This window comes from Pseudoalteromonas sp. MT33b (assembly GCF_014117385.1).
GTDB lineage: Bacteria > Pseudomonadota > Gammaproteobacteria > Enterobacterales > Alteromonadaceae > Pseudoalteromonas > Pseudoalteromonas lipolytica.
Genome location: NZ_CP059831.1, coordinates 2,894,561 through 2,918,815, shown reverse-complemented (window position 1 = coordinate 2,918,815; position 24,255 = coordinate 2,894,561). Strand labels below are relative to the sequence as shown.

19 protein-coding genes are annotated in these 24,255 nt (G+C 40.8%); 11 read left to right on the top strand and 8 right to left on the bottom strand.

Annotated features, from left to right (window positions below; all coding sequences use genetic code 11):
• Positions 1-43: 43 nt before the first annotated feature.
• The 7 genes from pilB to nadC all read right to left on the bottom strand — a co-directional run bounded on the left by pilB (position 44) and on the right by nadC (position 7,950).
• The gene (pilB, locus tag H3302_RS13195) at positions 44-1,720 is read right to left on the bottom strand and encodes a type IV-A pilus assembly ATPase PilB (protein ID WP_118844625.1); all 1,677 of its coding nucleotides are present in this window, start codon (positions 1,718-1,720) and stop codon (positions 44-46) included.
• Between the two features lie 162 nt (positions 1,721-1,882).
• Positions 1,883-2,491, bottom strand: a complete 609-nt coding sequence (coaE, locus tag H3302_RS13190; RefSeq protein WP_180311094.1) for a dephospho-CoA kinase — start codon at positions 2,489-2,491, stop codon at positions 1,883-1,885.
• Between the two features lie 2 nt (positions 2,492-2,493).
• On the bottom strand, positions 2,494-3,390 hold the full coding sequence (locus H3302_RS13185) for an A24 family peptidase (RefSeq protein ID WP_180311093.1): 897 nt from the start codon (positions 3,388-3,390) through the stop codon (positions 2,494-2,496).
• Positions 3,391-3,569: 179 nt separating this feature from the next.
• Complete coding sequence (locus H3302_RS13180; protein ID WP_182395472.1) at positions 3,570-4,799, bottom strand: type II secretion system F family protein; 1,230 nt, start codon at positions 4,797-4,799, stop codon at positions 3,570-3,572.
• A 19-nt stretch (positions 4,800-4,818) separates the two neighbouring features.
• Entirely contained in the window at positions 4,819-6,114 is a 1,296-nt protein-coding gene (locus H3302_RS13175; protein ID WP_180311091.1) for an O-antigen ligase family protein, read from the bottom strand.
• A gap of 46 nt (positions 6,115-6,160) precedes the next feature.
• Positions 6,161-6,604, bottom strand: a complete 444-nt coding sequence (locus H3302_RS13170) for a pilin (protein WP_180311090.1) — start codon at positions 6,602-6,604, stop codon at positions 6,161-6,163.
• Positions 6,605-7,101: 497 nt separating this feature from the next.
• Positions 7,102-7,950, bottom strand: coding sequence for a carboxylating nicotinate-nucleotide diphosphorylase (gene nadC / locus H3302_RS13165; protein WP_074988951.1), 849 nt, complete (start codon positions 7,948-7,950; stop codon positions 7,102-7,104).
• Between the two features lie 189 nt (positions 7,951-8,139).
• Here nadC and ampD point away from each other — a divergent pair, with 189 nt between their 5' ends.
• From ampD to H3302_RS13110, 11 genes are all read left to right on the top strand, one after another.
• Positions 8,140-8,682, top strand: a complete 543-nt coding sequence (gene ampD / locus H3302_RS13160; RefSeq protein ID WP_180311088.1) for a 1,6-anhydro-N-acetylmuramyl-L-alanine amidase AmpD — start codon at positions 8,140-8,142, stop codon at positions 8,680-8,682.
• A gap of 23 nt (positions 8,683-8,705) precedes the next feature.
• Positions 8,706-9,557, top strand: a complete 852-nt coding sequence (gene ampE, locus H3302_RS13155; RefSeq protein ID WP_036965921.1) for a beta-lactamase regulator AmpE — start codon at positions 8,706-8,708, stop codon at positions 9,555-9,557.
• A 477-nt stretch (positions 9,558-10,034) separates the two neighbouring features.
• Complete coding sequence (gene pdhR / locus H3302_RS13150) at positions 10,035-10,784, top strand: pyruvate dehydrogenase complex transcriptional repressor PdhR (RefSeq protein ID WP_036965924.1); 750 nt, start codon at positions 10,035-10,037, stop codon at positions 10,782-10,784.
• 84 nt (positions 10,785-10,868) lie between these two features.
• Positions 10,869-13,535 (top strand): pyruvate dehydrogenase (acetyl-transferring), homodimeric type, encoded by a 2,667-nt coding sequence (gene aceE, locus H3302_RS13145; RefSeq protein WP_182395470.1) that lies wholly within the window; start codon positions 10,869-10,871, stop codon positions 13,533-13,535.
• Between the two features lie 9 nt (positions 13,536-13,544).
• The gene (gene aceF / locus H3302_RS13140; RefSeq protein WP_182395468.1) at positions 13,545-15,440 is read left to right on the top strand and encodes a pyruvate dehydrogenase complex dihydrolipoyllysine-residue acetyltransferase; all 1,896 of its coding nucleotides are present in this window, start codon (positions 13,545-13,547) and stop codon (positions 15,438-15,440) included.
• Between the two features lie 189 nt (positions 15,441-15,629).
• Entirely contained in the window at positions 15,630-17,054 is a 1,425-nt protein-coding gene (gene lpdA, locus H3302_RS13135) for a dihydrolipoyl dehydrogenase (protein WP_036965933.1), read from the top strand.
• 278 nt (positions 17,055-17,332) lie between these two features.
• A complete protein-coding gene (locus tag H3302_RS13130; protein ID WP_118844616.1) occupies positions 17,333-18,022 on the top strand; it encodes a tRNA-uridine aminocarboxypropyltransferase in 690 nt (229 codons plus the stop codon).
• Between the two features lie 971 nt (positions 18,023-18,993).
• Positions 18,994-19,998, top strand: coding sequence for a Fe(3+) ABC transporter substrate-binding protein (locus H3302_RS13125; RefSeq protein WP_036965938.1), 1,005 nt, complete (start codon positions 18,994-18,996; stop codon positions 19,996-19,998).
• A 112-nt stretch (positions 19,999-20,110) separates the two neighbouring features.
• Positions 20,111-21,745, top strand: coding sequence for an iron ABC transporter permease (locus H3302_RS13120; RefSeq protein ID WP_074988946.1), 1,635 nt, complete (start codon positions 20,111-20,113; stop codon positions 21,743-21,745).
• Positions 21,742-22,785 (top strand): ABC transporter ATP-binding protein, encoded by a 1,044-nt coding sequence (locus H3302_RS13115; RefSeq protein ID WP_182395465.1) that lies wholly within the window; start codon positions 21,742-21,744, stop codon positions 22,783-22,785. The genes H3302_RS13120 and H3302_RS13115 overlap by 4 nt, the downstream gene beginning before the upstream one ends.
• 64 nt (positions 22,786-22,849) lie before the next feature.
• Complete coding sequence (locus tag H3302_RS13110; protein ID WP_065979651.1) at positions 22,850-23,749, top strand: Dyp-type peroxidase; 900 nt, start codon at positions 22,850-22,852, stop codon at positions 23,747-23,749.
• 2 nt (positions 23,750-23,751) lie between these two features.
• Here H3302_RS13110 and argR read toward each other — a convergent pair whose 3' ends face one another.
• Complete coding sequence (argR, locus tag H3302_RS13105; RefSeq protein ID WP_036965948.1) at positions 23,752-24,219, bottom strand: transcriptional regulator ArgR; 468 nt, start codon at positions 24,217-24,219, stop codon at positions 23,752-23,754.
• Positions 24,220-24,255 lie beyond the last annotated feature (36 nt).

The following is a 24,255-nucleotide window of genomic DNA, read 5'->3' as shown; positions in this document are numbered from 1 at the left end:
TAGCTGATCTTACTAAAGCTCAGCCTAAGAATCGAGTCGCGAGTTAAAAACTCGTGACCCGATTTATTTCAGCTAGCGAGGTGACACCATCCGCCGCTTTTTTTAATCCCGATAGACGTAAGTTATTAAATCCTGATTTTAAAGAAACCTCAGCAATTTCGAGTGAATTACCTCCACGCATAATAATTTGCGCAATTTCAGGGGTAATTTGCATGACTTCGTAAATACCTACTCGTCCCTTATAGCCATCGGTACAGCTATCACAGCCTTTTGGAGAAAACAGCGTGAGTTTGCTCAATGTTGCGGGGTCAAAGCCTTGGCGAATAAGTTCTTCATCGGGCAGTTTTTCTGGGGTTTTACATTTCGGACATAAACGTCTGGCCAGTCGCTGTGCAATGATAAGACTAATTGAACTTGCAACGTTGTATGCCGGAACGCCCATGTTTAACAATCGAGTCAGTGTTTCTGGCGCTGAATTTGTGTGCAGTGTCGATAAGACTAGGTGGCCTGTTTGCGCTGCTTTAATGGAAATTTCAGCTGTTTCTAGATCTCGTATCTCACCGACCATGACGACATCGGGATCTTGACGCAAGAACGCTTTTAACGCGTTGGCGAACGTCATATCTGCTTTTGTGTTAATTTGTACTTGGTTAATGCCTTCAAGGTTGATCTCAACCGGATCTTCCGCAGTACTAATATTGCGCTCAGGTTGGTTCAAAATATTCAAGCCGGTGTAAAGAGATACTGTTTTACCAGAGCCTGTAGGACCTGTCACTAATATCATCCCTTGCGGCTGTTCGAGCGCATCCATGTAGAGCTTTTTCTGTTCAGGCTCATAACCCAATACATCGATGCCAAGCATAGCACTTGATGAATCAAGAATACGCATTACAATTTTTTCGCCCCACAGCGTTGGCAGGGTACTGACACGAAAGTCGATACTTTTACGTTCAGTAATTTTTAATTTAATGCGGCCATCTTGTGGTTTACGTTTTTCGGCGATATCTAAGCGTGACATAACTTTTATGCGCGCAGATAATCGACTTGCTAGGCTATTCGGTGGGCTTGCCATTTCGTGTAAAATGCCATCAATCCGAAAGCGCACTCGATAACGATGCTCGTATGGCTCGAAGTGTAAATCTGATGCCCCTTTTTTTATTGCATCCATCAAAATCTTATTGATGTAGACAATAATAGGCGCATCGTCTTTGTCTTCATCATTACTTGGCATATCGCGTGGTTTATCGGTGTCGAGATCGCCAAGCTCTTTAAATTCGTCATCCGTTAAATGTAAGCTACCGGCCGCATCGAGCAGCTGCTCTATTTTATTTTCTAGCTGGTTGTAATCAACCACTACAACTTCACAAGACAGACCTGTACTAAATTCAAAGTTTTCAAACGCACCGTAATCAGTAGGGTCCGATGCCGCTATATAGAGCTTACGGCCTTTCTTTATCAGCGGGAGGATATGATGCTCGCGAATGAGCTTTTCTTTTACTAACTCATCAGAAATAAGTGATACATCGAAGTCTTTGATATCAAAATAGGGAACACGGAACAAGTCAGTGCATTGCTCTGCTAATTCATGCGCGTCTATACCGCAGCTCTTAGAAATGAGCTCAGCTGTGGAGTTATATTCTCGTTGCTTTAATTTGACGGTCTCTGCATCAATGCGACCTAATGTGATAAATTTTCTCAGTAACGGTGAGTTAATATTCATTGCGCACCTTAATTTGATCCTTTCTATGCCAAATCTATCAGAAAAAAGCAGGGTATAACATCAGTCTTGTCGATTTAGGCAAAATTGCAAAATAAATTCACCCTTTAACTCAGGTATTTATAATTTGTATTAATGTTTTTGTATTAGATGGGTGTGTATTTTTTAGCATATAGTTTCAGCATGAGTTAAATATTTTTGATGCAGCTTTTTCACATCAATCGCAACTTCAGATAGAGCGCGATCATTGTCTAAAATATCATCGGCTTTTAGCTGTTTATCGGCACGAGACATTTGTGATGCAATAATTTTTTTCGCTTGAGCCTCAGAGACATTGTCGCGTACGCTGGTCCTAGTAATTTGAGTTGTGACGGGGACATCGATGAGCAACGTATGGTTGCACAATTTTTCTAAACCGTTTTCAAATAATAAGGGCGCAACTAAAATTACGTAGTCGCTGGTGGCTTGTTGCAGTTGCTTAAGCATGGATTCCCTTATTAACGGGTGTAGTAAAGCATTGAGCCATGCTTTTTCTGTTTCATTATCAAAAATAATGCCCCTGAGCTTCGCGCGGTCAAGCACTCCCTCGCTGGTGAGAATAGTTTTGCCAAAATGCTCAACAATTTTTTTAAGACCTACACTGCCTGGCTCGACGACCTCTCTTGCGACGATATCGGCATCAACAACCGTGATCCCTAACTTTTCAAACATCGCACTCACAGCACTTTTGCCAGAGCCAATACCACCCGTTAAGCCTAAAATCCAGTTTGCCATATTTAATGACCTAAATAGCTAAAATAGATAGTTTGAATTTGCTCACCCCACAATAAGGTTACCCAACCGGCTATCGCAAGGTAGGGGCCAAAGGGAATAGGCGTGGTTTTATCTTTGCCTTGAATAATAATTTGCAGCATACCAATAAGAGCGCCAACGACACTCGAAAGCAACACGATAGTTAAAATAGCCTGCCAACCAAGTAACGCTCCAAATACCGCGAGTAATTTAAAATCGCCATACCCCATGCCTTCTTTGCCAGTAGCAAGTTTAAAGAGCCAATACACACTCCATAAACTTAAATAGCCAATTGCAGCGCCAATAATCGCATCAGAAGGGGCGATTGTGATGTTCATCACGGCTGCTATCAATGCAAGCCAAACGAGCGGTAAGGTAAGTTGGTCAGGCAAAAGCATATGATCAATATCAATGAACGTAAGCGCAATGAGCACCCATGTGATTACAATATAAAGTAACGCAAGTTCAGATGCGCCAAATACAACTGCAACCGCGATGCTTAAGCTGGCTGTTAGCATTTCAACAATGGGGTAGCGAACAGAGATTGGCGCCTCACAACTTGCACAGCGGCCTTTGAGTATTAACCAGCTGATAACAGGAATGTTCTGCCAAATCTTAATCGGTGCCTTACATTGTGGGCAGGTTGAATTAGGTGTGACTAAATTAAAGGGAGTAGGCTCTTCAGTATGGTTAATTGTTTGCTCATCGGCCAATAACAGACGGCACTCTGATTGCCATTCTCGTTTCATCATCAGTGGTAACCTGTAAATAACGACATTTAAAAAGCTACCAATACACAGACTCACAAGTCCTACAGTTAACAAATAAAACCACTGTTGAGATTGCATCACGGTGGCTATATCAAGGAAAAAATTTTGCATTAAACTACCTAATTTTTGGCTTTTAGAAACAAGTTTAGGCTTGCAGGCCTGAACGAATTACTCAATGTCTTTTTTATTATTTTAATCAATAGCCATTCAAAATTGTAAATGACTACCTAAGCTGTGATTAGTAAAAGCCTAGACAGCATCAATATACCAACTCAATTTTTACTTATCGATTAAATGACGGAACCTAACTGGAAAATAGGTAAATACATAGCAACGATTAAACCACCGACTAGCACACCAAGTACAGCCATGATCAACGGCTCCAATAAGCTCGAAAGGCCATCGACCGCGTCATCAACCTCTTGCTCATAAATAGTGGCTACTTTAGCAAGCATGCCATCTAATGAGCCTGACTCTTCACCAATTGCGACCATTTGGATCACCATATCAGGAAATATTTTAGAGTTTCGCATTGCCCAGTTCATCAAATTACCTGAGCTCACTTCTGCTTTTATCTCTAAAATAGCGTAACGGTACACTGCATTACCTGAGGCTCCCGCGGCGGAGTCGAGCGCATCAACCAAGGGCACACCCGCAGCAAAGGTTGTTGAAAGAGTGCGTGCATAACGAGCCACTGCTGCTTTATTTAAAATCATGCCAATAACAGGTAACTTTAATATAGCTCTGTCGTTGGCATCTCTGAGTTTTTTGCTTTTAAGCAGCGCTTCTTTATAGGCATAGCCAAATGCAATAACAGCAATCAGCATTATCCACCAATATTCTTGCATAAATTCAGATATACCTATCACCATTAAAGTAAAGGCGGGAAGCTCAGCACCAAAGCCGTTAAAAATCTCTTGGAATTGAGGCACCACAAAAATAAGTAAGATTGAGGTAACGATTAAGGCCACAACTAATACCGCAATCGGGTAAAACATTGCTTTTTTTATTTTAGATTTTAATGCTTCGGCTTTTTCTTTATAAAGAGCGACACGGTCGAAAATTTTATCAAGGGCACCCGATTGTTCACCCGATGCAACAAGGTCGCAATATAAATCATCAAAATAACGGGGGTGTTTGCGTAAAGCTTGCGAGAGTGGCACACCCGCTTTTACTTCGTCACCAATTTCTTCCATCAGCCTAGCAACACTTTTATTTTTAGCACCTGAACCTATCATTTCAATAGATTGAATAAGCGGCACACCAGCCATCAGCATGGTCGCTATTTGGCGTGTAATCAGGGCAATGTCTTTAGGGGGGATTTTTTGTACATGTTTAATGCCAAATAATGGCTTTGCTTTGCGCTTAACTTTAGAAGGAGTAATTCCTTGTTTACGGAGCTGTGCTTTGACCAATGCTATACTCTGACCAGAAAGTTCACCTTCAAGTTTCTTTCCTCTGGCACTTAAACCAACCCATTGAAAAGTATCTAATTTATTTTTTTCTATTTGTTTTGACATTTTCAATCCTATTTGGGAGTTACTGGCAACTTGACAAAAAAACTTGTCCATTTGCCCAGAAATTAGGTCCTGATGGTATATGGCTTTGGCAATTAAAACTTATCATACTAAGAATAAAATAAATTAGAGCAACTGCATATATAAAGATAACTTTATTAATGCTAATTCTTACACTTTTATTAGTTTTTCGTAACTCTTTTATTATTAAACCTGCTAGTATAAAAAGAAATGTTTGTGGGATCGGCATAATTGTTATACCACTTACAAGTGAAAGTGAAAGTAGCGCTAAAAATGTAAGAAAACAACAATTAAAAGTATTGTTATCTTTTTTAAATTTTAAGTAATCTAGTGATTCACTTATAAGGTTAAAAAGTAAGTAAAGAATTAATAACGTTACTATAGCTCCCCAATCAAAGAGTAAAGATATTACGCTATTGTGAGGATGGCTAACTCCATAACTGTCTGATTTAAATGTACCAGCCCCATTTCCGAATAAAATAGTTTTAAAGTTAAAAGATCTAATTACATCTTCCCATAATGCTAATCTTCCTGAGCTGGTTTCTCGAAAAAGGCTATCCCTTGTAAGTGATACAGGCTCAGTTAAAATGTAGATGATAAATAGAAATAAAGAAAAAATGAAGAGCCAAAATACTTTATTTAAAACTTCCCTATTTATTATTTTCATATAAGCACCAATAAAAATAATAATTATTATTGCTAGAGAAGCTCCCCTAGCTGAACTAATCATTATAATCAAAAAGTTTAAGACTAAAGATATAGCAGTAATGCTTTTGAAGTTTTTATTCATTAATAGGTATAGTGAGAAGCATACGCATATGACTTGGAAATGATTAAAAAAACGAATGTTATAGAATCCGGAAAAAACTCCATCTATAAAAAAATCTGTATTGTTATATAAATAAAAAAAATAGTTTAAAAAAAACATACCAGAAGAGAAAATGCTCAAAATTATTGATGTTATAAATAATGGCAATTCTAAATCTTTTTGGCTTATTCCAAGTTTTATTAGTGCTGTCAGCATAAAGATGTGTAAAAGTATTAAAAGTGAATAAAAAGGATTTTCACTATGAAATACACTGATCAGAGAAAATGTTAATAGTAAATATATTATGTTTTTATTTTTTGAATCACTAATATTGGATGAGATTAGGTATGGGATGCATAGAATTAATAATGCAATTTGAGAGGCTCTTTTTTCATTAAAAAGGCCAAAATATAGAGAATCCCAAAAAGGAGCAATACTAATAATTAAAAAAATTGGTAGGTAAAATTTATGTGGAATATTTTTTATCATAGGATAAAGAAGCTCTAATCAAGAGCTTCAATATTTATAGATTTTATTAAGTTCTACGACAGTTTTGAGGTACAAATTTATTTAATGTATTTGAGCTCACTTCACACTGCCAAAGTATCGAGTTGGCGCTATAGGTAGGCTTGAATGCTATTGAAGCTGTATCAAGAGCTGTGTTCGTACCTTGTATAGTTACTGTTATCAAACCATCAGTACCAACTGAAACTTGCTTTACATATGTTGAAGTGATATCGGTTGCAGCTGCAATTCCTACTTTAGTATTGGTGTTACAGTTTGTTAATGCGCCATTTGAAATTGCACATTCACTTACGGCTGTTTTAGCAGAGCTACCAAATGCAATAACCTCACTAACCTTAGCACGCGTAGTATAGTCTTGATATGCTGGCAGGGCCACTGCAGCTAGAATACCGATGATTGCTACTACAATCATTAATTCAATTAGGGTGAAACCCTGTTGCTTTTGTTGTGTCATTTTGTTCCTCTCCTAAAGGATATGATGTTATGTAAGTTTAGCTGTTAGATCAGCATTGTAAAATCGATGCTAAACATACAGGACTATTCTTACAGTTTTACTTAAAACTTCTGTTAAAAATCGTGATTGTTAACAAGTTGATTTTAAACTTTTGTTCATTAAGTGTTTGTTAATTTACTTTAGCATCAATTAATGTATTTGAAAGCAATTTTCCGGCTAGATAACTGGTTTTTCAGAAGTTTCCTACTTTAGTTTGAGACAGATCAAGCTTAAAAATCCATAATTGAACTATTTATACACATGCATCCTTGCTGGAACTTATTGAATTAATTGTAAACTTACGTAAGTCATTAGGACACAATGATACTAAAGAACTAAAAGCACTGAAAAGTTATTGATTTTTTGTTACCGATTCAGGCTTTTTACGTATTTAATGCTTTTTTTATTTCGTTGTCAACGAATTAGGTAAACATTAAATACGCAAAAATGGGGTGGGGTTACGCGTTAAAGCGCATCGATAGGTCGATTGATTGTAAATTTTTTGTAAGTGCGCCGCTTGAGATAAAATCAACACCTGCTTGCGAATAAGCTTTTAGTGTTTCAAGGGTCATATTGCCAGACACTTCTAATTTTGCTCGCTTATCAGTAAGGATGACGGCTTGCTGTATTTGTTCCACAGTAAAGTTATCAAGCATGATGATATCAGCACCCGCATGAATGGCTTGCTCAAGCTCATTTAAAGATTCAACTTCGACTTCTACAGGTTTTGATGGATGATTAACTTTTGCTTGTGCCACGGCTTTATCAATGCCACCACATGCTGCAATGTGGTTTTCTTTAATTAAGAATGCATCGAATAAACCAATACGATGGTTCGCGCCGCCGCCGCATTTGACTGCGTACTTTTGCAATGCACGTAAGCCCGGAATCGTTTTACGGGTATCAAGTAACTGCGTGGTTGTTCCTGCAAGTTCTTTAACGTAGTGGGCTGTGGTTGTTGCTGTACCCGAAAGCGTTTGCACAAAATTAAGCGCTGTACGCTCTGCGGTTAAAATGGCACGTGCAGAACCAGACGCTGTAAATAAGGTGGCATTTGCAGCGACCTTATCACCATCGTTTACTAATACATCAACTTTTACCGTTGCATCTACTTGCTTGAACACTTCTAAAATAATGTCTTTGCCACAAAATACACAGTCTTCACGAGTAATTACTTTGGCATTCGCTTGCTCGTTTTCAGGGATGAGTTGAGCGGTGATATCACCGTCGTTTGCATTTTGGTAATCCAAATCTTCATCAAGGGCGAGTTTAACCAGTTGGCTAATTAAAGAGTGAGGGACTGACATGTCGAAAGCTCATTGTTTATTAATAAATTGGCTAAATTTTACTATGTTTAACCTTGTATTAGAAGTTAAAGATTTATCGCTAACGTGGATTAAAAGTCCTTGTGGGTGGCTTCACAAATGAATGCAGCTAGACCCTGAGTAGCGAACCATTTACACTGTTTAACTTTATTGTCATTGTTAGTTTTTAATATGCATATAAACGAATTAGGCCAGTTAAACAGTGTGTTACAGCGGCCATGCAGGCATTATGATGCGCGTCCTGATAATGAAGTGTCATTACTTGTGATTCACAATATTTCGCTACCCGCAGGGCAGTTTGGCACGCGATATGTGGATGATTTATTCATGGGTTGCATAGACTGTGAGGCACACGATAGTTTTGTTGACTTAAAGGGGCTTAGAGTATCTGCGCATTGTTTTATTCGTCGCACGGGTGAAGTGATTCAATATGTGCCATTTGAAAAGCGTGCTTGGCATGCTGGTGTGTCTGAGTTTAATGGCCGTCAGCAATGTAATGACTTTAGTGTAGGTATTGAGCTTGAAGGTACTGATACTGAGCCGTATACCCAAGCACAATATAATGCATTACACTTAGTGACAAAGGCACTTATGGATAAATACCCAAAAATAACCCGCTCTCGTATTGTCGGCCACTGCGATATTGCACCCGGTAGAAAAACGGATCCGGGCGAGAGTTTTGATTGGCCATACTTTTTTGATTTAGTGTTTTAATTTAAAGGATATAGGTAACAAGCATGATCTTGATTTCAATTATAGTTGCGCTAGTCATTGAGCGTCTTGGCGCGCGGGCTGATTACTGGCAAATTGGTTTTTATGCCGATCACTACCTAAAGCACTCTAAAAAACACTTATCAGATAAAGGCTTATTTAATTCGCCCGTTGGTTTTCTGATCTGGTTAATGTTACCAGTGATTGCTATTGCCTTAGTTTATAAGTTATCAGATTTTATAGTATGGCAATTAGCGGTTAACACCGTGGTGTTATTAACGTGTTTTGGCTGTGCTAAGCAACGAGCACTGTATAAGTCTTATCTCAATGCCCTAACGCGAAACGATCAAGAAGCTGCGACATTATTTGCATTACAAATGGGCCAAAAGAAAACAGAAGCTGAGCCCCAAGGGGAAACATTCGGGCAAACACTCGCGTGGCTTAATTTCCGCTTTTATTGTGCTGTTATTTTTTGGTTTGTGATATTGGGTGTACCGGGCGCAATACTCTATGCCTTAGTGCGTACTTACGCTGACAAGGTAAGAGAAAACCATAATATGGTGTATGCAAAACGCTTTAAACTAATTCATACCTTATTATTTTGGTTAGATTGGTTACCTGCGCGCATTGCAAGTTTTGGTTATCTTGTTATTGGCAACTTTAATAAAGGAACCAGTTGCTGGTTGAAATACGTGTTGGACTTTTCAGTAAGCAATCGCAAAGTGGTTACTCAAACAGCTTTGGCTGCAGAGCAAATTGAGCAGCAGTATGTTGGTTGCACTTATGAGGCAACCTGTATGATGAAACTCGTAAAACGTAATGTGTTGTTCTTTTTAGTCATTATTGCCGCACTCACTCTATTTGGTGGGTTGGCGTAGTAAAGTTAGCGAGTTGCAAGGGCTGGCTTTAGCCGGGAACGGCTTTTAAAGTCAGCGAGCTGCAAGAGTAAAGCTTGTAGGAATGATTTCAGTCATGAATCATTCTGTTAATGTACGTCGTTTGAGTTTTGATTTTTCAGCACTGTAATGCTTCCTACTTTGCCTTTCTACAAAGCCACTCAAATCAGCTAACATCGAATAGCTGACTTCTAAGAGCGTGCTTGTCAATCTGGTCTGACCATTTATTTTTTATTGTTTTCTTCTTCCGAAATAGCGACTTTCTTCCATACTGTTTAATCTTTATGCAAAATGGAGTACCGTGTCAGTTGGCGCTGAGCGCAGTGAAATTGACAGAAATACCGGTTTTTGATAACGTATGCTACAAATTTGGTATGACCAATTTACCTTTTGGTTGAGTCTTATGGCTAAAAACCCTGTGTTTAGCGGGCTTGGCCGAAACAACGCGGACGTTGATAAATGTCTTTAAAGATAAAAGCAGCAAAATTATCTGATGTAATTTTACAACAACTTGAGAATATGATTCTTGAGGGGTCGTTAGCGCCAGGCGAAAAATTACCTCCAGAACGTGAGTTAGCGAAACAGTTTGAAGTATCGCGTCCATCACTTCGAGAGGCTATTCAAAAGCTGGAAGCTAAAGGCTTAGTCACGCGTCGTCAAGGGGGTGGCACGTTTGTAAAAAATCAGCTTGAAGAGGGGCTTACTGATCCACTCTTTGATTTGATAAGTAAACATCCTGAATCACAATTTGATTTACTTGAATTTCGTCATGCTCTTGAGGGAATCGCAGCTTATTATGCTGCAATGCGTGGTACGACGAATGATTTTAAAAAAGTAAAACAAAGCTTTGACAATATTGCGCTTGTAAATGATGACATTGTGCAAAAAGCAAAAGCAATTAATGCATTTCATTTCAGCGTAGCTGAAGCGTCTCATAATGTCGTGTTGCTGCACTTAGTGCGTGGTATGCAAGCATTGCTTGAGCAAAATGTATTACAAAATTTAACTGTACTGTTAAAAAAGCCGCAAATCAGCCAGCAGCTCGCAGAGCATAGACGACTGTTAATGGATGCGGTTATTGAAGGAAACCCAGAGCAAGCACGCCTTGCTAGTAATGCTCACTTGGCCTTTATCGAAGAAGCCTTACTTGAGGCTGGCAAAGAGCATTCGCGGATTGAACGTAGTTTAAGACGCACCAAACAACATTAAGCAAGTGATTAGCTAAGTTTAGTTAACTACTTAATTTAAGATTTATTAAAATAATTAGTATTTTAAACATAAGGAAACCTCCATATGTCTGAAGTCAATAAAATTGACGTAGACGCGCTAGAAACACAAGAGTGGTTACAAGCCCTTGAGTCTGTTGTGCGTGAAGAAGGTGTAGAACGTGCTCAATTCTTACTTGAGCAAGTGTTAGAGCAAGCCCGTTTAGACGGTGTTGATATGCCTACTGGCACAACTACTAACTACGTTAATACCATTCCAGTAGATCAAGAACCAGCCTACCCAGGTGATGTGAATGTTGAGCGTCGTATTCGTTCAATCATTCGTTGGAATGCGATTATGATCGTATTACGCGCGTCGAAAAAAGATCTCGACTTAGGCGGCCATATGGCGTCTTACCAGTCTTCAGCGGCTTTTTATGAAGTTTGTTTTAATCACTTCTTTAAAGCGCCAAACGATGTAGACGGCGGTGACTTAGTTTATTATCAAGGTCATATTTCTCCAGGTATCTATGCGCGTGCATTCGTTGAGGGTCGTTTAACAGCTGAGCAGCTTGATAACTTCCGTCAAGAAGTTGATGGTAAAGGTCTTCCTTCGTACCCACACCCGAAATTAATGCCTGAATTCTGGCAGTTCCCTACGGTATCGATGGGTCTGGGTCCAATTGCTTCAATTTACCAAGCGCGTTTCTTAAAGTACTTAGATGGTCGCGGCTTAAAAGACACTAAAAACCAACGCGTATATGCTTTCTTAGGCGATGGTGAGATGGATGAGCCAGAATCACGTGGTGCAATCTCATTCGCTGCACGTGAAAAATTAGATAACCTATGTTACCTAATCAACTGTAACTTACAGCGTTTAGATGGCCCAGTAATGGGTAATGGTAAAATCATTCAAGAGCTTGAAGGTCTATTTAAAGGTGCAGGCTGGAACGTGATTAAAGTTGTATGGGGCAGCGGTTGGGATATCTTACTTGCTAAAGATACAACCGGTAAGTTACTACAGTTAATGAACGAAACTATTGACGGTGACTACCAAACATATAAAGCAAAAGACGGTGCCTACGTGCGTGAGCACTTCTTTGGTCGTTATCCAGAAACAGCAGCACTTGTTGCTGATATGACAGACGAAGAAATCTTCGCACTTAAGCGTGGTGGTCATGAGCCATCAAAGCTTTACGCAGCATTCAAAAAAGCGGAAGAAACGAAAGACCGTCCAACTGTTATCCTAGCGAAAACGGTTAAAGGTTACGGCATGGGTGAAGCGGCTGAAGGTAAAAACATCGCACACCAAGTTAAGAAAATGGACATGACACACGTAGCACACTTACGTTCGCGTCTTGGTTTACAAGATCTTGTGTCAGATGATCAATTAGCTGATCTTCCATACTTAACACTTGAAGAAGGCTCAGAAGAGTACAAATACTTACACGCTCGCCGTGAAGCACTTCAAGGTTACACACCGCAGCGTATTGCTAAATTCTCTGAAAAGTTAGTCTTACCAGAAGTAGAGGCATTTAAACCATTACTTGAAGAGCAAAAGCGCGACATTTCTACAACAATGGGCTTTGTTCGTGCACTTAATGTGTTGCTTAAAGACAAAGGTATTGGCAAAAATATTGTGCCTATCATTGCTGACGAAGCACGTACATTTGGTATGGAAGGTTTATTCCGTCAAATCGGTATTTATAACCCACATGGCCAAAATTACACGCCTCAAGACCGTGACATCGTTTCTTACTACAAAGAAGCTACATCAGGTCAAGTATTACAAGAAGGTATTAATGAGTTAGGTGCAATGTCGTCATGGGTTGCTGCTGCAACATCATACAGCACCAACGATTTACCTATGATCCCATTCTATATCTACTACTCTATGTTTGGTTTCCAACGTGTTGGTGATATGGCATGGATGGCGGGTGACCAACAAGCACGTGGTTTCTTATTAGGTGCCACTGCAGGTCGTACAACGTTAAATGGTGAAGGTTTGCAGCACGAAGATGGTCACAGCCATATTCTTGCTAACACAGTGCCTAACTGTATTTCTTATGACCCAACTTACGCTTACGAAGTTGCAGTTATTATGCAAGACGGTATTCGTCGTATGTACGGTGAAGATCAAGAGAACGTGTTCTATTACCTAACACTGATGAACGAAAACTACCATCAACCAGCAATGCCAGAAGGCGCTGAAGAAGGTATTCGTAAAGGTATCTATAAGCTTGAAACCGTGGCTGGCGATAAAGCGAAAGTACAGTTGCTAAGCTCGGGTACTATCATGATTGAAGTACGTAAAGCTGCCCAAATCTTAAGTGAAGAGTACGGTATTGGTTCAGATGTATTCTCAGTGACTTCATTCAATGAATTAACACGTGATGGTCAAGATGTTGAGCGTTTCAATATGCTTAACCCAGATGCAGAGCAAAAGACTGCTTACATCACTGAAGCATTGTCAGACGCTGTAACAGTTGCTGCAACGGATTACATGAAGAACTACGCAGAGCAAGTTCGTTCATTCGTACCAAGCAGTAACTACAAAGTACTTGGTACAGACGGTTTTGGTCGTTCTGATAGCCGTGAAAATTTACGTCGTCACTTTGAAGTTAATGCAGGCTATGTTGTTGTTGCAACATTATCTGAACTTGCTAAACGTGGTGACGTTGAGAAGTCTGTGGTTGCAGAAGCAATCAAGAAGTTCGACATCGACACTAACAAAGTTAACCCGCTATACGCATAAGAGGTTCCAATGAGTATTGAAATTAAAGTACCAGATATCGGTGGCGATGACGTTGAAGTAACCGAAATCCTTGTTAGCGTTGGTGATAAGGTTGAGGTTGATCAGTCGTTATTAACGGTTGAAGGCGATAAAGCATCAATGGAAGTTCCTGCTGCACAAGCAGGAACGGTTAAAGAAATTAAAGTAGCCGAAGGTGACACTGTTACGACGGGTTCACTTATTATGATCTTCGAAGGTGAAGAGCAAGCTTCTGCATCTTCTGAAGCAAAAGAAGAATCAAAGCCAGAGCCTGCTAAGCAATCTTCAGGTTCAGCGACGCAAGACGTAACGGTACCAGATATCGGTGACGACGAAGTTGAAGTGACTGACATCATGGTTGCTGTTGGTGATACAGTTGAAGAAGAGCAATCTTTATTAAGCGTTGAAGGTGACAAAGCGTCAATGGAAGTACCTGCACCATTTGCGGGTACCGTTAAAGAGATCAAAATCGCGACAGGCGATAAAGTTAAAACAGGCTCTTTAATCTTTGTTTTCGAAACAGCATCTAGTGATTCTGACGCTCCGACAGCAGAGTCTGCACCTGCTGACGAAGCGGCCGCTGACACTGCATCAAGCACAAAAGAAGTTAACGTGCCTGATATCGGTGGTGATGAAGTTGAAGTAACCGAAGTCATGGTTGCTGTTGGCGATAGCGTGTCAGAAGATCAATCAATCTTAAACGTTGAAGGTGATAAGGCTTCAATGGAAGTACCAGCACCTTTTGCTGGTACGGTTAAAGAAATCAAAGTTGCTGCAGGCGATAAAGTTTCAACAGGTTCTCTTATCTTTGTATTTGAAGTTGCGGGCAGTGCTAAAGCGTCAGCGCCTAAAGCGAAAACAGAGTCAGCACCTGCGCCAGCAGCAAAAGCAGAGGCAGCCCCTGCGGCTAAGCCTGCTTCAGCACAAGCTAGCAAAGAAGAGTTTGCCGATAACAACGCGTATGCACATGCATCGCCAGTTGTTCGTCGTTTAGCGCGTGAGTTTGGTATTAACTTAGTAAACGTTAAAGGCACGGGTCGTAAAAACCGTGTTGTTAAAGAAGACGTGCAAAACTACGTTAAAGAACTTGTGAAGCAAGTTGAATCTGGCAATGCAGGCAAAGGCAATACAGGCGGTGGTGAGCTGGGTCTTATTCCATGGCCAAAAGTTGACTTTAGCAAGTTTGGTGAGATTGAAGAGAAGAAATTATCACGTATTCAAAAACTGTCAGGTGCTAACTTACACCGTAACTGGGTGCAAATCCCACACGTTACACAGTTTGATGAAGCTGATATCACCAGTCTTGAAGCATTCCGCAAAGAGCAAAATGCACTGGCTGAGAAGAAAAAGCTGGGTGTTAAAATCACGCCACTTGTGTTTGTCATGAAAGCAGCAGCGAAAGCTCTGGCTGAGTTCCCAACATTTAACTCTTCGTTGTCTGAAGACGGTGAAAGTTTAATCTTGAAGAAATACATCAACATTGGTGTTGCAGTCGATACACCTAATGGTTTGGTTGTGCCAGTATTCAAAGATGTTGATAAGAAAGGCATCATTGAGCTTTCTCGCGAGCTAATGGACGTGTCGGCTAAGGCGCGTGATGGCAAACTAACGTCATCTGACATGCAAGGCGGTTGTTTTACAATTTCAAGCCTTGGTGGTATCGGTGGTACCGCATTCACGCCTATCGTAAATGCACCAGAAGTGGCTATTTTAGGTGTCTCTAAATCGGAGATGAAACCTAAATGGAATGGCAAAGAGTTTGAACCTAAGTTAATGGTTCCATTATCAATGTCATACGACCATAGGGTTATTGACGGTGCACTAGCAGCACGCTTTACTGTGACGCTAGCAAGCTATATGAGCGATATTCGCCAATTGGTGATGTAATCGCGTCATAATTTATAAGAATCAAATCCCAGCAAGGTGTTTTTTGCTGGGATTTTTACCATTGGCAATGATACAATCTTTGCCATAGAACAATCTTTGTATAGATATCTGCTCTCACTTTCTGCCTTGCAGAAACATGGCAGTTTAACTTAGGGGCAGTGTTCCCGTTCAAACATTTAAGGTAATAGCATGAGCAACGAATTAAAAACTCAAGTTGTTGTACTAGGCGGTGGTCCTGGTGGTTATTCTGCAGCTTTCCGTGCTGCTGACTTGGGCTTAGAAGTCACATTGGTAGAGTCTCGCAACACATTAGGCGGTGTATGTCTAAACGTGGGTTGTATTCCTTCAAAAGCACTTTTACACGTAGCTAAAGTGATTGATGACGCAGCAGAAATGTCATCTCACGGCGTTACTTTTGGTAAGCCTGAAATTGACCTAGACAAAATCCGTGATTGGAAAGAGTCTGTAATCGGTCAGTTAACTGGCGGCCTAGACGGCATGGCTAAAATGCGTAAAGTGAAAGTGGTTTATGGTTACGGTAAATTCACTGGTAGCAACACCCTGGCTGTTGAAGGTGAAGAAGGTACTACAACAATCACATTCGACAATGCTATTATTGCTGCTGGTTCACAACCAGTAAATCTACCTTTCATCCCTGAAGATGACCGTGTAATTGATTCGACTGGTGCGCTTGAGCTTAAAGACGTTCCTGAGAAACTACTTGTACTAGGTGGTGGTATCATTGGTCTTGAAATGGGTACAGTGTACCGTGCACTGGGTTCTGAAATCGACGTTGTTGAGTTTGCTGATCAATTAGTACCCGCTGCTGATAAAGACGTTATCAAGATTTACCAAAAATACGTTAAGAACAAGTTTAACGTAATGCTATCTACTAAAGTAACTGGCGTTGAAGCAAAAGACGACGGTTTATATGTAACATTTGAAGGTAAAAACGCACCTGCTGAGCCTGTACGTTACGACAAAGTACTTGTTGCTGTTGGCCGTACTCCAAACGGTAAACTACTTGATGCAGATAAAGCGGGCGTTAACGTTGATGAGCGTGGTTTCATTAATGTTGATAAGCAACTTAAAACAAACGTTGATCACATCTTCGCTATCGGTGATATCGTTGGTCAACCAATGCTCGCGCACAAAGCGGTTCATGAAGCACACGTTGCGGCAGAAGTTATTTCTGGTCAGAAGCACTACTTCGATCCTAAGTGTATCCCTTCAATCGCTTACACAGATCCAGAAATTGCATGGGTTGGTGTAACTGAAAAAGAAGCGAAAGAGCAAGGTTTAAGCATCGAAACAGCTGTATTCCCATGGGCTGCGTCTGGTCGTGCAATCGCTTCAGCACGTACTGAAGGTCAAACTAAGCTTATCTTCGATAAAGACTCTGGTCGTGTTATCGGTGGTGCTATGGTTGGTATCAATGCTGGTGAGATGCTAGGCGAAATCGGCTTAGCCGTTGAAATGGGCGCAGACGGTGAAGACCTTGCGTTAACTATTCACGCTCACCCAACGCTAAACGAATCAATCGGTCTAGCTGCTGAAATCTTCGAAGGTTCAATTACTGACCTTCCAAACAAAAAAGCAGTTAAAAAGAAGTAAGTTCTTTTGACTAATCGTTTTAAAAACCCAGCTCCGGCTGGGTTTTTTGTTATTTTTAGGGATTAGACGTTAGAGATTAGAAGTTAGAGATTAGAAGTTAGAAGTTTGATCTGACCCCGATAAAGTAGAAGTTAGATTACACACATAAAAATGTGGGGTTATTTTTTTCTAACCACTAACCACTAACCACTAACCACTAACCACTAACCACTCGCATTGATTTCTATTCCTGCTATTTTTAGCTACAATACGCGCCGTTCAATTTTCTGGTAAACACAGTGGCTACTATCTCAAATAACTCCGTCTTGGTACTTCGTGCTAAACAATTGGGCGAATCTCGCCGAGAATTTAAAGCCCGAGGAGCAAAACTCACACGCTGCGAACGGTGCTTATTAGCAGAACACTACTGCATTTGTGAAGGTGTTCAACAGGCTGAATGTGAAGCCGCTGTATGCCTATTGATGTATCATAACGAGAGTTTTAAACCCTCTAATACAGGGCGCTTAATTGCCGAAATCATTCCCGATAACCACGCATTTAAATGGGATCGAACAAACCCTGATGCCGCGCTTCTAAGTTTATTGGCCGATCCTCAGTATCAGCCGATGGTTATTTTTCCTGCCAGTGATGTTGAGGACGAAAACCGTGTAATTACCGAGGTGATACCTGAACAAGGCAAGCGTCCGCTTTTTATCTTTTTAGATGGCACTTGGCGTGAAGCTAAAAAGATGATCCGTAAAAGTCCCTACTTAGATCACTTACCCGTGCTGTCTATCACGCCTGAAAAGTTGTCTGATTATCGTTTACGTGTCGCTCCCCATGAACATCAGCTAGGAACGGCTGAAGTCGCTATTATGGTTTTGGCACTTGCCGGTGAAGAAGAAGCAACCAGCAGGCTAGAAGAGCACTTTATTAACTTTAGAGATGCCTATTTGCTTGGTAAAAGAAACAAAGGTCGCCCAGAGTAATTCTTGTATCAATTTGATTTATTGAGCGCTCTATTTTGAGGCAATAAAAGTTGAGGCAATAAAAGTCAGAGGTAATAAAGCGCGTTGGTAACAAGGTATCAGTTTTGTGATTAGGTTTTATTAAATGAGAAACTTTTAACGTTGTTTACGTCAGCTTTTAATCCTTCAAAATGATTGAGTATTATTGCGGGTAGGTAGTATGCAAAAGAAAAGCGCGAACTATCTCTAGTCGCGCTTGCGGAATCTTCTTAATTTTCTGCATCCTGCAATTGAATCTAATCAACTCCATAAACTTTGCAAATCCATGCCATTACACTGTACTTAGTTGTTCTGTGTAATAAAGACTCTCCGGGTCTATATCCTGTCCATTCCTTTACATCCGTGCTGGTAAATACTTTACCTTTCCATTACGCATCATCGTGATGCTATCCCTTTATTAGCAATTCCCTTGCGTTGTCCTTACGACCTGTCCTTTATTCCACTTTTTGAACTCCTGTATAACAACACCCTGTTGTTATTCCATTTCACATCATCCTGATGCTGTCCATAAGCTGTCATTCCCTTGCGTTACTCTTCCTGAGCCTGTCCTAATATCCTTACTATCCTAATGAACCTTATCCGAGGTTTGATATGAGTAATGCTTCCCTATCCATCTACTCATAAAGCTTCATGCTTAGCTGATAAGTTAATTATAGAGAAATTGCCAAGCGCGAGTAGGTCAAAATCGTGCTTAAAATAGCGGTCATTTTATTGTCATTTTAATTTAATTGTTTATTTTCAGTTTGTTATGGGTTTTTATGTGGTTTTTGCTGTCTGCTTTTACTCAATAGCTGCCATGTAGGTAAGATATCTCTCACAAGTAACTTCCTAAATGGCAGCTAACATGATTGTTTTATGACTATTAACAGGTGCACTTTGCCTTAAGTGTAGGTAAAATATTTTGAGAATTGTTTTTATTTAGGTGTTAAATAATGAAAAAAACAGCGTTAGTCTTATTCACGGCTTTACTAAGCACACCTGCACTTTCAGCGGATGTCGTTAATATATATTCATTCCGACAACCTTTTTTAATTCAACCAATTTTAGATGATTTCACTCAGCAAACGGGCATAAAAACCAATGTTGTTTTTGCTAAAAAGGGCCTGATTGAACGCGTAAAGCGCGAAGGTAAGCATAGCAAGGCTGATCTCGTTTTGACGTCAAATTTTAGTGCGCTTGTACAGTTAGAAGAGCTTGGTTTAACGCAATCAATTAACAGTGATATTGTTAATGCAAATGTCCCCAGTACTTTTCGTGATGAACAAGGGCAGTGGATTGCACTTACTAAACGAGTGCGCAATGTCTACTCAGCAAAAGAGCGAGTTGGCGCGTTACCCACACTGAGTTATGAAGACTTAGCCGATCCAAAATACAAAGGCAAATTATGTACGCGCCCTGGTAAGCACCCTTATAACTTAGGCCTAGTAGCGTCTATGGTGGCGCATCACGGTGAAGTAAAAACAAAAGAATGGCTTGAAGGCGTAAAATCAAATTTAGCTCGTAAACCACAAGGTAACGACCGTGCACAAGTTAAAGCGGTAAAAGAAGGGCTGTGTGATATTGCCTTAGGTAATAGTTATTACTTTGGTAAAATGTTGCAGGATGAGCAGCAAAAGTCATGGGCTGAAGCGGTGCATATTAACTTCCCTAATCAAACAAACCGAGGCTCACATATTAATGTATCGGGGGTGGTGATGACGAAATATGCCAAAAACCCTGAAAATGCCTTGAAACTGATTGAGTATATGACCGACAATAAAGCGCAAAATATGTATGCCTCAGTCAATATGGAGTACCCAGTAAAACAAGGGGTTGCTTTATCTGATATGGTGGCATCATGGGGCAAATTTAAAGAAGATACTTTGTCGCTTGATGAAATTAGCAAATATCGCCCTGTGGCACTTAAGCTAATTGATGAAGTGAAGTTTGATTTATAACGCACAAAGCGTTATTCCAGCTTAAAAATTTGAAAAAGCTGTTTAAGCGGCATTGCTTAAACAGCTTTTGTTTTATATCGCCCTGTTATTAATGAAGGAATAACAGCCTCGTATGCATGTGAAGTTTTCGTTGTCTCGCTGGCAGTTAATAGCTTGGTTTATCGGGTTATTGCTTGTAACACCTCTTGGCTTTTTATTAGTGGAGTCTCTGCAAGGAGGCTCTGATGTGTTTCAGCACTTGTTTGATACTGTGTTGTGGGATTACACCCGCAATACTCTATTCTTGATTGCTGGAGTCGGGCTTTTAAGTTGCCTCATCGCGCTGCCATTAGCGTGGTTGACTGCGTATTGTGAGTTTCCGGGACGAAAGCAATTTGAGTGGGCGCTCATGCTGCCACTTGCCATGCCGACCTACTTGATTGCTTATGTTTACACGGACTTACTCGATTATGCAGGTCCCGTACAAATTGCGCTACGTGATTGGTTTGGTTGGCAATCGCCGGATGACTATTGGTTTTTCGATATTCGTACCTTAACAGGAGCAATAGTGATGATTGCCCTTGTGTTGTATCCCTACTTGTATTTAATTTTCAAAACAGCACTGAGAGAGCAATCATTTAAACTTGTGCAAGCCAGCCAGTTAATGGGGCTGTCACCTTTGCAAAGCTTCTTACGAGTAAGCTTGCCACTTGGCCGCGGCGCTATTGTGGCGGGTATTACCTTAATTAGCATGGAGGCGATGGCTGACTTTGCAACAGTGAACTATTTTGCTGTGAGTACATTGACGACCGCCGTTTACGATACCTGGTTGGGGTATTACTCTCTCACTGCGGCTGCAAAAATTTCTGGTATTATGCTGCTCATTTTATTCTTAACCCTGATGCTTGAGCGCTACAGCCGAAGAAACCAAGCCGTGTATGAGCGCCAATCAAGTGTTAATAGTGCGACGTTATACAGCTTAAAAGGCAGCGCAGCCTGGGGGGCAACAATAGCCTGTAGCCTTACTTTGGTGCTGGCGTTTTTATTACCCGTGGCAGTGCTTGTGAAGTACGCTATTGTGTATGCGGAAGATGCGTGGAATGGTGCATTTTTTAATTATGCATGGCAAAGCCTCAAGGTTGCTGTCGTCGTGAGTCTGGCGACTATTATACTGAGCTTATGTGTGCTGTTTTATCAACGCATAAGTAAAGACCGTTACCCCCTTATTCCTGGACGTCTAGCGAGTACAGGGTACGCACTACCAGGCACGGTGCTTGCTATCGCCGTTTTACTGCCTTTAACGCAGCTTGATGACTTACTGAATGCATGGTTAGAGCCGCACGGTTTTTCGTTAGGCCTAGTATTAAGTGGTACTCTATTTGCGATGGTTTTTGCTTATATAGTGCGTTTCTATGCAATTGCGCATGGGGCGCTTGAAAGTAGTTTCTTACGTATCAGCCCCTCACTCGATATGGCGAGTCAATCAATGGGCAAAGGGCCTTTTACAACCCTGTATAAAGTTCATTTACCCTTGCTAAAACGCGGTATATTAACCGCAGGATTATTAGTATTTATTGAATGTATGAAAGAGCTACCCGCCGCATTGCTCTTGCGTCCATTTAACTTTGAAACTTTGGCCACGCATGTTTTTCAGTATGTCAGTGATGAACAATTAGAGTTAGCGTCTATTTCGGCCTTGTTTATTGTTTTAGTAGGACTAATTCCTTTGTATTTCGTTAATCGTTCGATGGAGCACAATCACTCATGAGTCATTTGATAATTAAAGACTTAGCCTACCAATATAATGGCACTAAGGTATTGAGTGAGCTTACTCTAAATGTGAAGCAAGACGAAATAGTCTGTTTATTAGGCGCCAGTGGGTGTGGTAAAACCACCACGTTAAAAGCAATTGCAGGTATTTTACAGCCATCGCAAGGATACATGAGTATCGACTCACAAGTGGTCAATGACAATCATCACTTTATTGCGCCAGAAAAACGAAATATCGGCATGATGTTTCAAGATTACGCTTTGTTTCCGCATCTAACAGTAAGCGATAACATTGCCTTTGGTTTGAGCAATATGAGTAAAGCACAAAAACGTGAGCGCGTGAGTGAAATGCTCAGGTTGGTTAAACTAGATGGCTGTGCAAAACGATACCCACATCAACTCTCCGGTGGGCAGCAACAACGTGTCGCAATAGCGAGAGCTTTGGCATATAAACCCAGTTTATTACTACTTGATGAGCCATTTTCGAACATTGATACCCAAGTGCGTTTTGAACTAATTGCTGATATTCGTCGGATTATAAAAGACCAACAAGTTTCCGCTGTTTTTGTGACGCACTCAAAAGAAGAAGCGTTTGCCTTTGCTGATACGCTTGCGGTGATGCACGGTGGAAAAATAGCGCAACAAGGCACTCCTGAGCAGTTATTTAGCCAACCTAACTCAAAGGAGGTTGCAGAGTTTCTTGGTACGGGCATATACTTAACGGCAAAAGTCTTAACGCCAACTGAATATGAAACGACGTATGGTGTCATACATTCGCTAACCGAAAGCAAGCATCAAGGTCAACACGGTGTGGTGTATGTACGACCTCATCATATTAAGTTATGTGAGGCAGAGCACGGCGATGTAAGTAGTCAAGCCATACTCAACAGACGTTTTATCGGTACGCGTTATGTGTATAAGGTACGTATTGCTGGGCAGGAGCTAGAAGTTGCTGCCGAAAATGATCGTGTACTAGCGGTCGAACAACTAGTAAAAATAAAAATAATGCCACATACGGTCAATTTTTTCGAAGATTAAACAGAACGTTATAATCCTGAATTCCTTGTCTGTATGTTTGATAACGAGTAGCTAAGGATTCATTATGGCGCAAGCGCAATCTGGGATTTGTGCTGAAGCAAACTTACACGGTTTGCACCTGTTTTTTAATGTTTATGATGGTCACGATGAGTCATTACGCAAAAAACTTAAACGCGTAAGCGTCATTCAAGACGAGTTTGCAGACCAATTCTCTGAAGCCATGTTGTCATGTGTGGTTGCGCTTGGTGCGCAGTACTGGCCGCATATACTGCCAGAGTTTATTCCAAGCCAATTACAAAGCTTTCCAAATGTGACGCACAGTGAGCACGTCATGAGTGCGCAGCCATTCGATTTGTTTGTGCAAATTCGCTCTGATCGTGAAGATGTAAATCACCTTTTTGCTCTACAAATCATTAAATTATTTACACCTGATGTTGAGCTGGTGGAACAAGTTCGTAACTTTCGCTTTTTAGATGGCCGCGATTTTAATGGCTTTATTTATGCGGGAGACACTCCGCATGGGCGACAAAAGCGAAGCACCGCACTGATTGATAAGCCGGGTCATTTTGAAGATCAGGGAAGTTATATTCATGTGCAGCGTTTTGTGCATGACCTAAGCGTGTGGCAACATTTGTCGTTATCTGAGCAAGAGCAAATCATGGGGCGTACACGTCTTGATAACACGTTAATAATGCCAGCTGTTGAAACGAGTCATGCAGTACGAAATGAATTAAAAGATGAAAAGGGTCAGCCTCTCATACTCAATCAAAGCATGCCGTTTGGTGACGTTCATAAACAGGGCATTTTAATGGTGTCGTGTGCAGCGCAAGGTGATGCGTTTGAACAGGTACTCAAAAGCCGATTAGGGCAGGGCGAATGTTATGACCATTGGCTCGATTTTACACAAGCCGACATGGGGTCTGCATTTTTCGCCCCGTCAGTAAACTTTTTGAAGCAGCTTTAACGTTAAACTGTATCGAATAATGTTCTAACACGGTCTAGCGTGACATCGATTTCAGAAATTTTTGCAGGGGCGATAAAAATAGTGTCGTCGCCTGCAATTGTACCCAGTACACCGTCTGCCTTACCTAATGAATCCAGTAATCGGGCAATCAGCTGTGCAGCCCCTGGGCTGGTACGAATAATAATCATCATTTCGTTGTGCATGATGTCGATAACAAGCTGACGAAGAGGGCTCTTTGCGGTTGGCACACCCATTTCGGCAGGTAAACAATACACCATTTCTTGTTTTGCATTGCGTGTGCGTACAGCGCCAAATTTACTCAACATGCGTGAGACTTTACTTTGGCTAATATTATCAAAGCCTTGGTCTTTTAATGCTTCGACAATCTCCCCTTGTGAGCCAAAGTTTTCTTCTTTTAATAACGATTTAAACGCTTTGATCAGTGCTTCTTGTTTGTCTTGTGGTTGCATGTTGTCGTTTCTTTTATTCATCAAATATGAAGTAAT

Bases quoted from the DNA above. Each gene is read 5' to 3' on its own strand.
- H3302_RS13115 (WP_182395465.1), top strand. From the start codon at position 21,742: ATGAGTCATTTGATAATTAAAGACTTAGCCTACCAATATAATGGCACT.
- H3302_RS13170 (WP_180311090.1), bottom strand. From the start codon at position 6,604: ATGACACAACAAAAGCAACAGGGTTTCACCCTAATTGAATTAATGATT.
- H3302_RS13120 (WP_074988946.1), top strand. From the start codon at position 20,111: ATGCATGTGAAGTTTTCGTTGTCTCGCTGGCAGTTAATAGCTTGGTTT.
- aceF (WP_182395468.1), top strand. From the start codon at position 13,545: ATGAGTATTGAAATTAAAGTACCAGATATCGGTGGCGATGACGTTGAA.
- H3302_RS13185 (WP_180311093.1), bottom strand. From the start codon at position 3,390: ATGCAAAATTTTTTCCTTGATATAGCCACCGTGATGCAATCTCAACAG.
- argR (WP_036965948.1), bottom strand. From the start codon at position 24,219: ATGCAACCACAAGACAAACAAGAAGCACTGATCAAAGCGTTTAAATCG.
- ampE (WP_036965921.1), top strand. From the start codon at position 8,706: ATGATCTTGATTTCAATTATAGTTGCGCTAGTCATTGAGCGTCTTGGC.
- ampD (WP_180311088.1), top strand. From the start codon at position 8,140: ATGCATATAAACGAATTAGGCCAGTTAAACAGTGTGTTACAGCGGCCA.
- pdhR (WP_036965924.1), top strand. From the start codon at position 10,035: ATGTCTTTAAAGATAAAAGCAGCAAAATTATCTGATGTAATTTTACAA.
- coaE (WP_180311094.1), bottom strand. From the start codon at position 2,491: ATGGCAAACTGGATTTTAGGCTTAACGGGTGGTATTGGCTCTGGCAAA.
- aceE (WP_182395470.1), top strand. From the start codon at position 10,869: ATGTCTGAAGTCAATAAAATTGACGTAGACGCGCTAGAAACACAAGAG.
- H3302_RS13175 (WP_180311091.1), bottom strand. From the start codon at position 6,114: ATGATAAAAAATATTCCACATAAATTTTACCTACCAATTTTTTTAATT.
- nadC (WP_074988951.1), bottom strand. From the start codon at position 7,950: ATGTCAGTCCCTCACTCTTTAATTAGCCAACTGGTTAAACTCGCCCTT.
- H3302_RS13125 (WP_036965938.1), top strand. From the start codon at position 18,994: ATGAAAAAAACAGCGTTAGTCTTATTCACGGCTTTACTAAGCACACCT.
- lpdA (WP_036965933.1), top strand. From the start codon at position 15,630: ATGAGCAACGAATTAAAAACTCAAGTTGTTGTACTAGGCGGTGGTCCT.
- H3302_RS13110 (WP_065979651.1), top strand. From the start codon at position 22,850: ATGGCGCAAGCGCAATCTGGGATTTGTGCTGAAGCAAACTTACACGGT.
- H3302_RS13180 (WP_182395472.1), bottom strand. From the start codon at position 4,799: ATGTCAAAACAAATAGAAAAAAATAAATTAGATACTTTTCAATGGGTT.
- pilB (WP_118844625.1), bottom strand. From the start codon at position 1,720: ATGAATATTAACTCACCGTTACTGAGAAAATTTATCACATTAGGTCGC.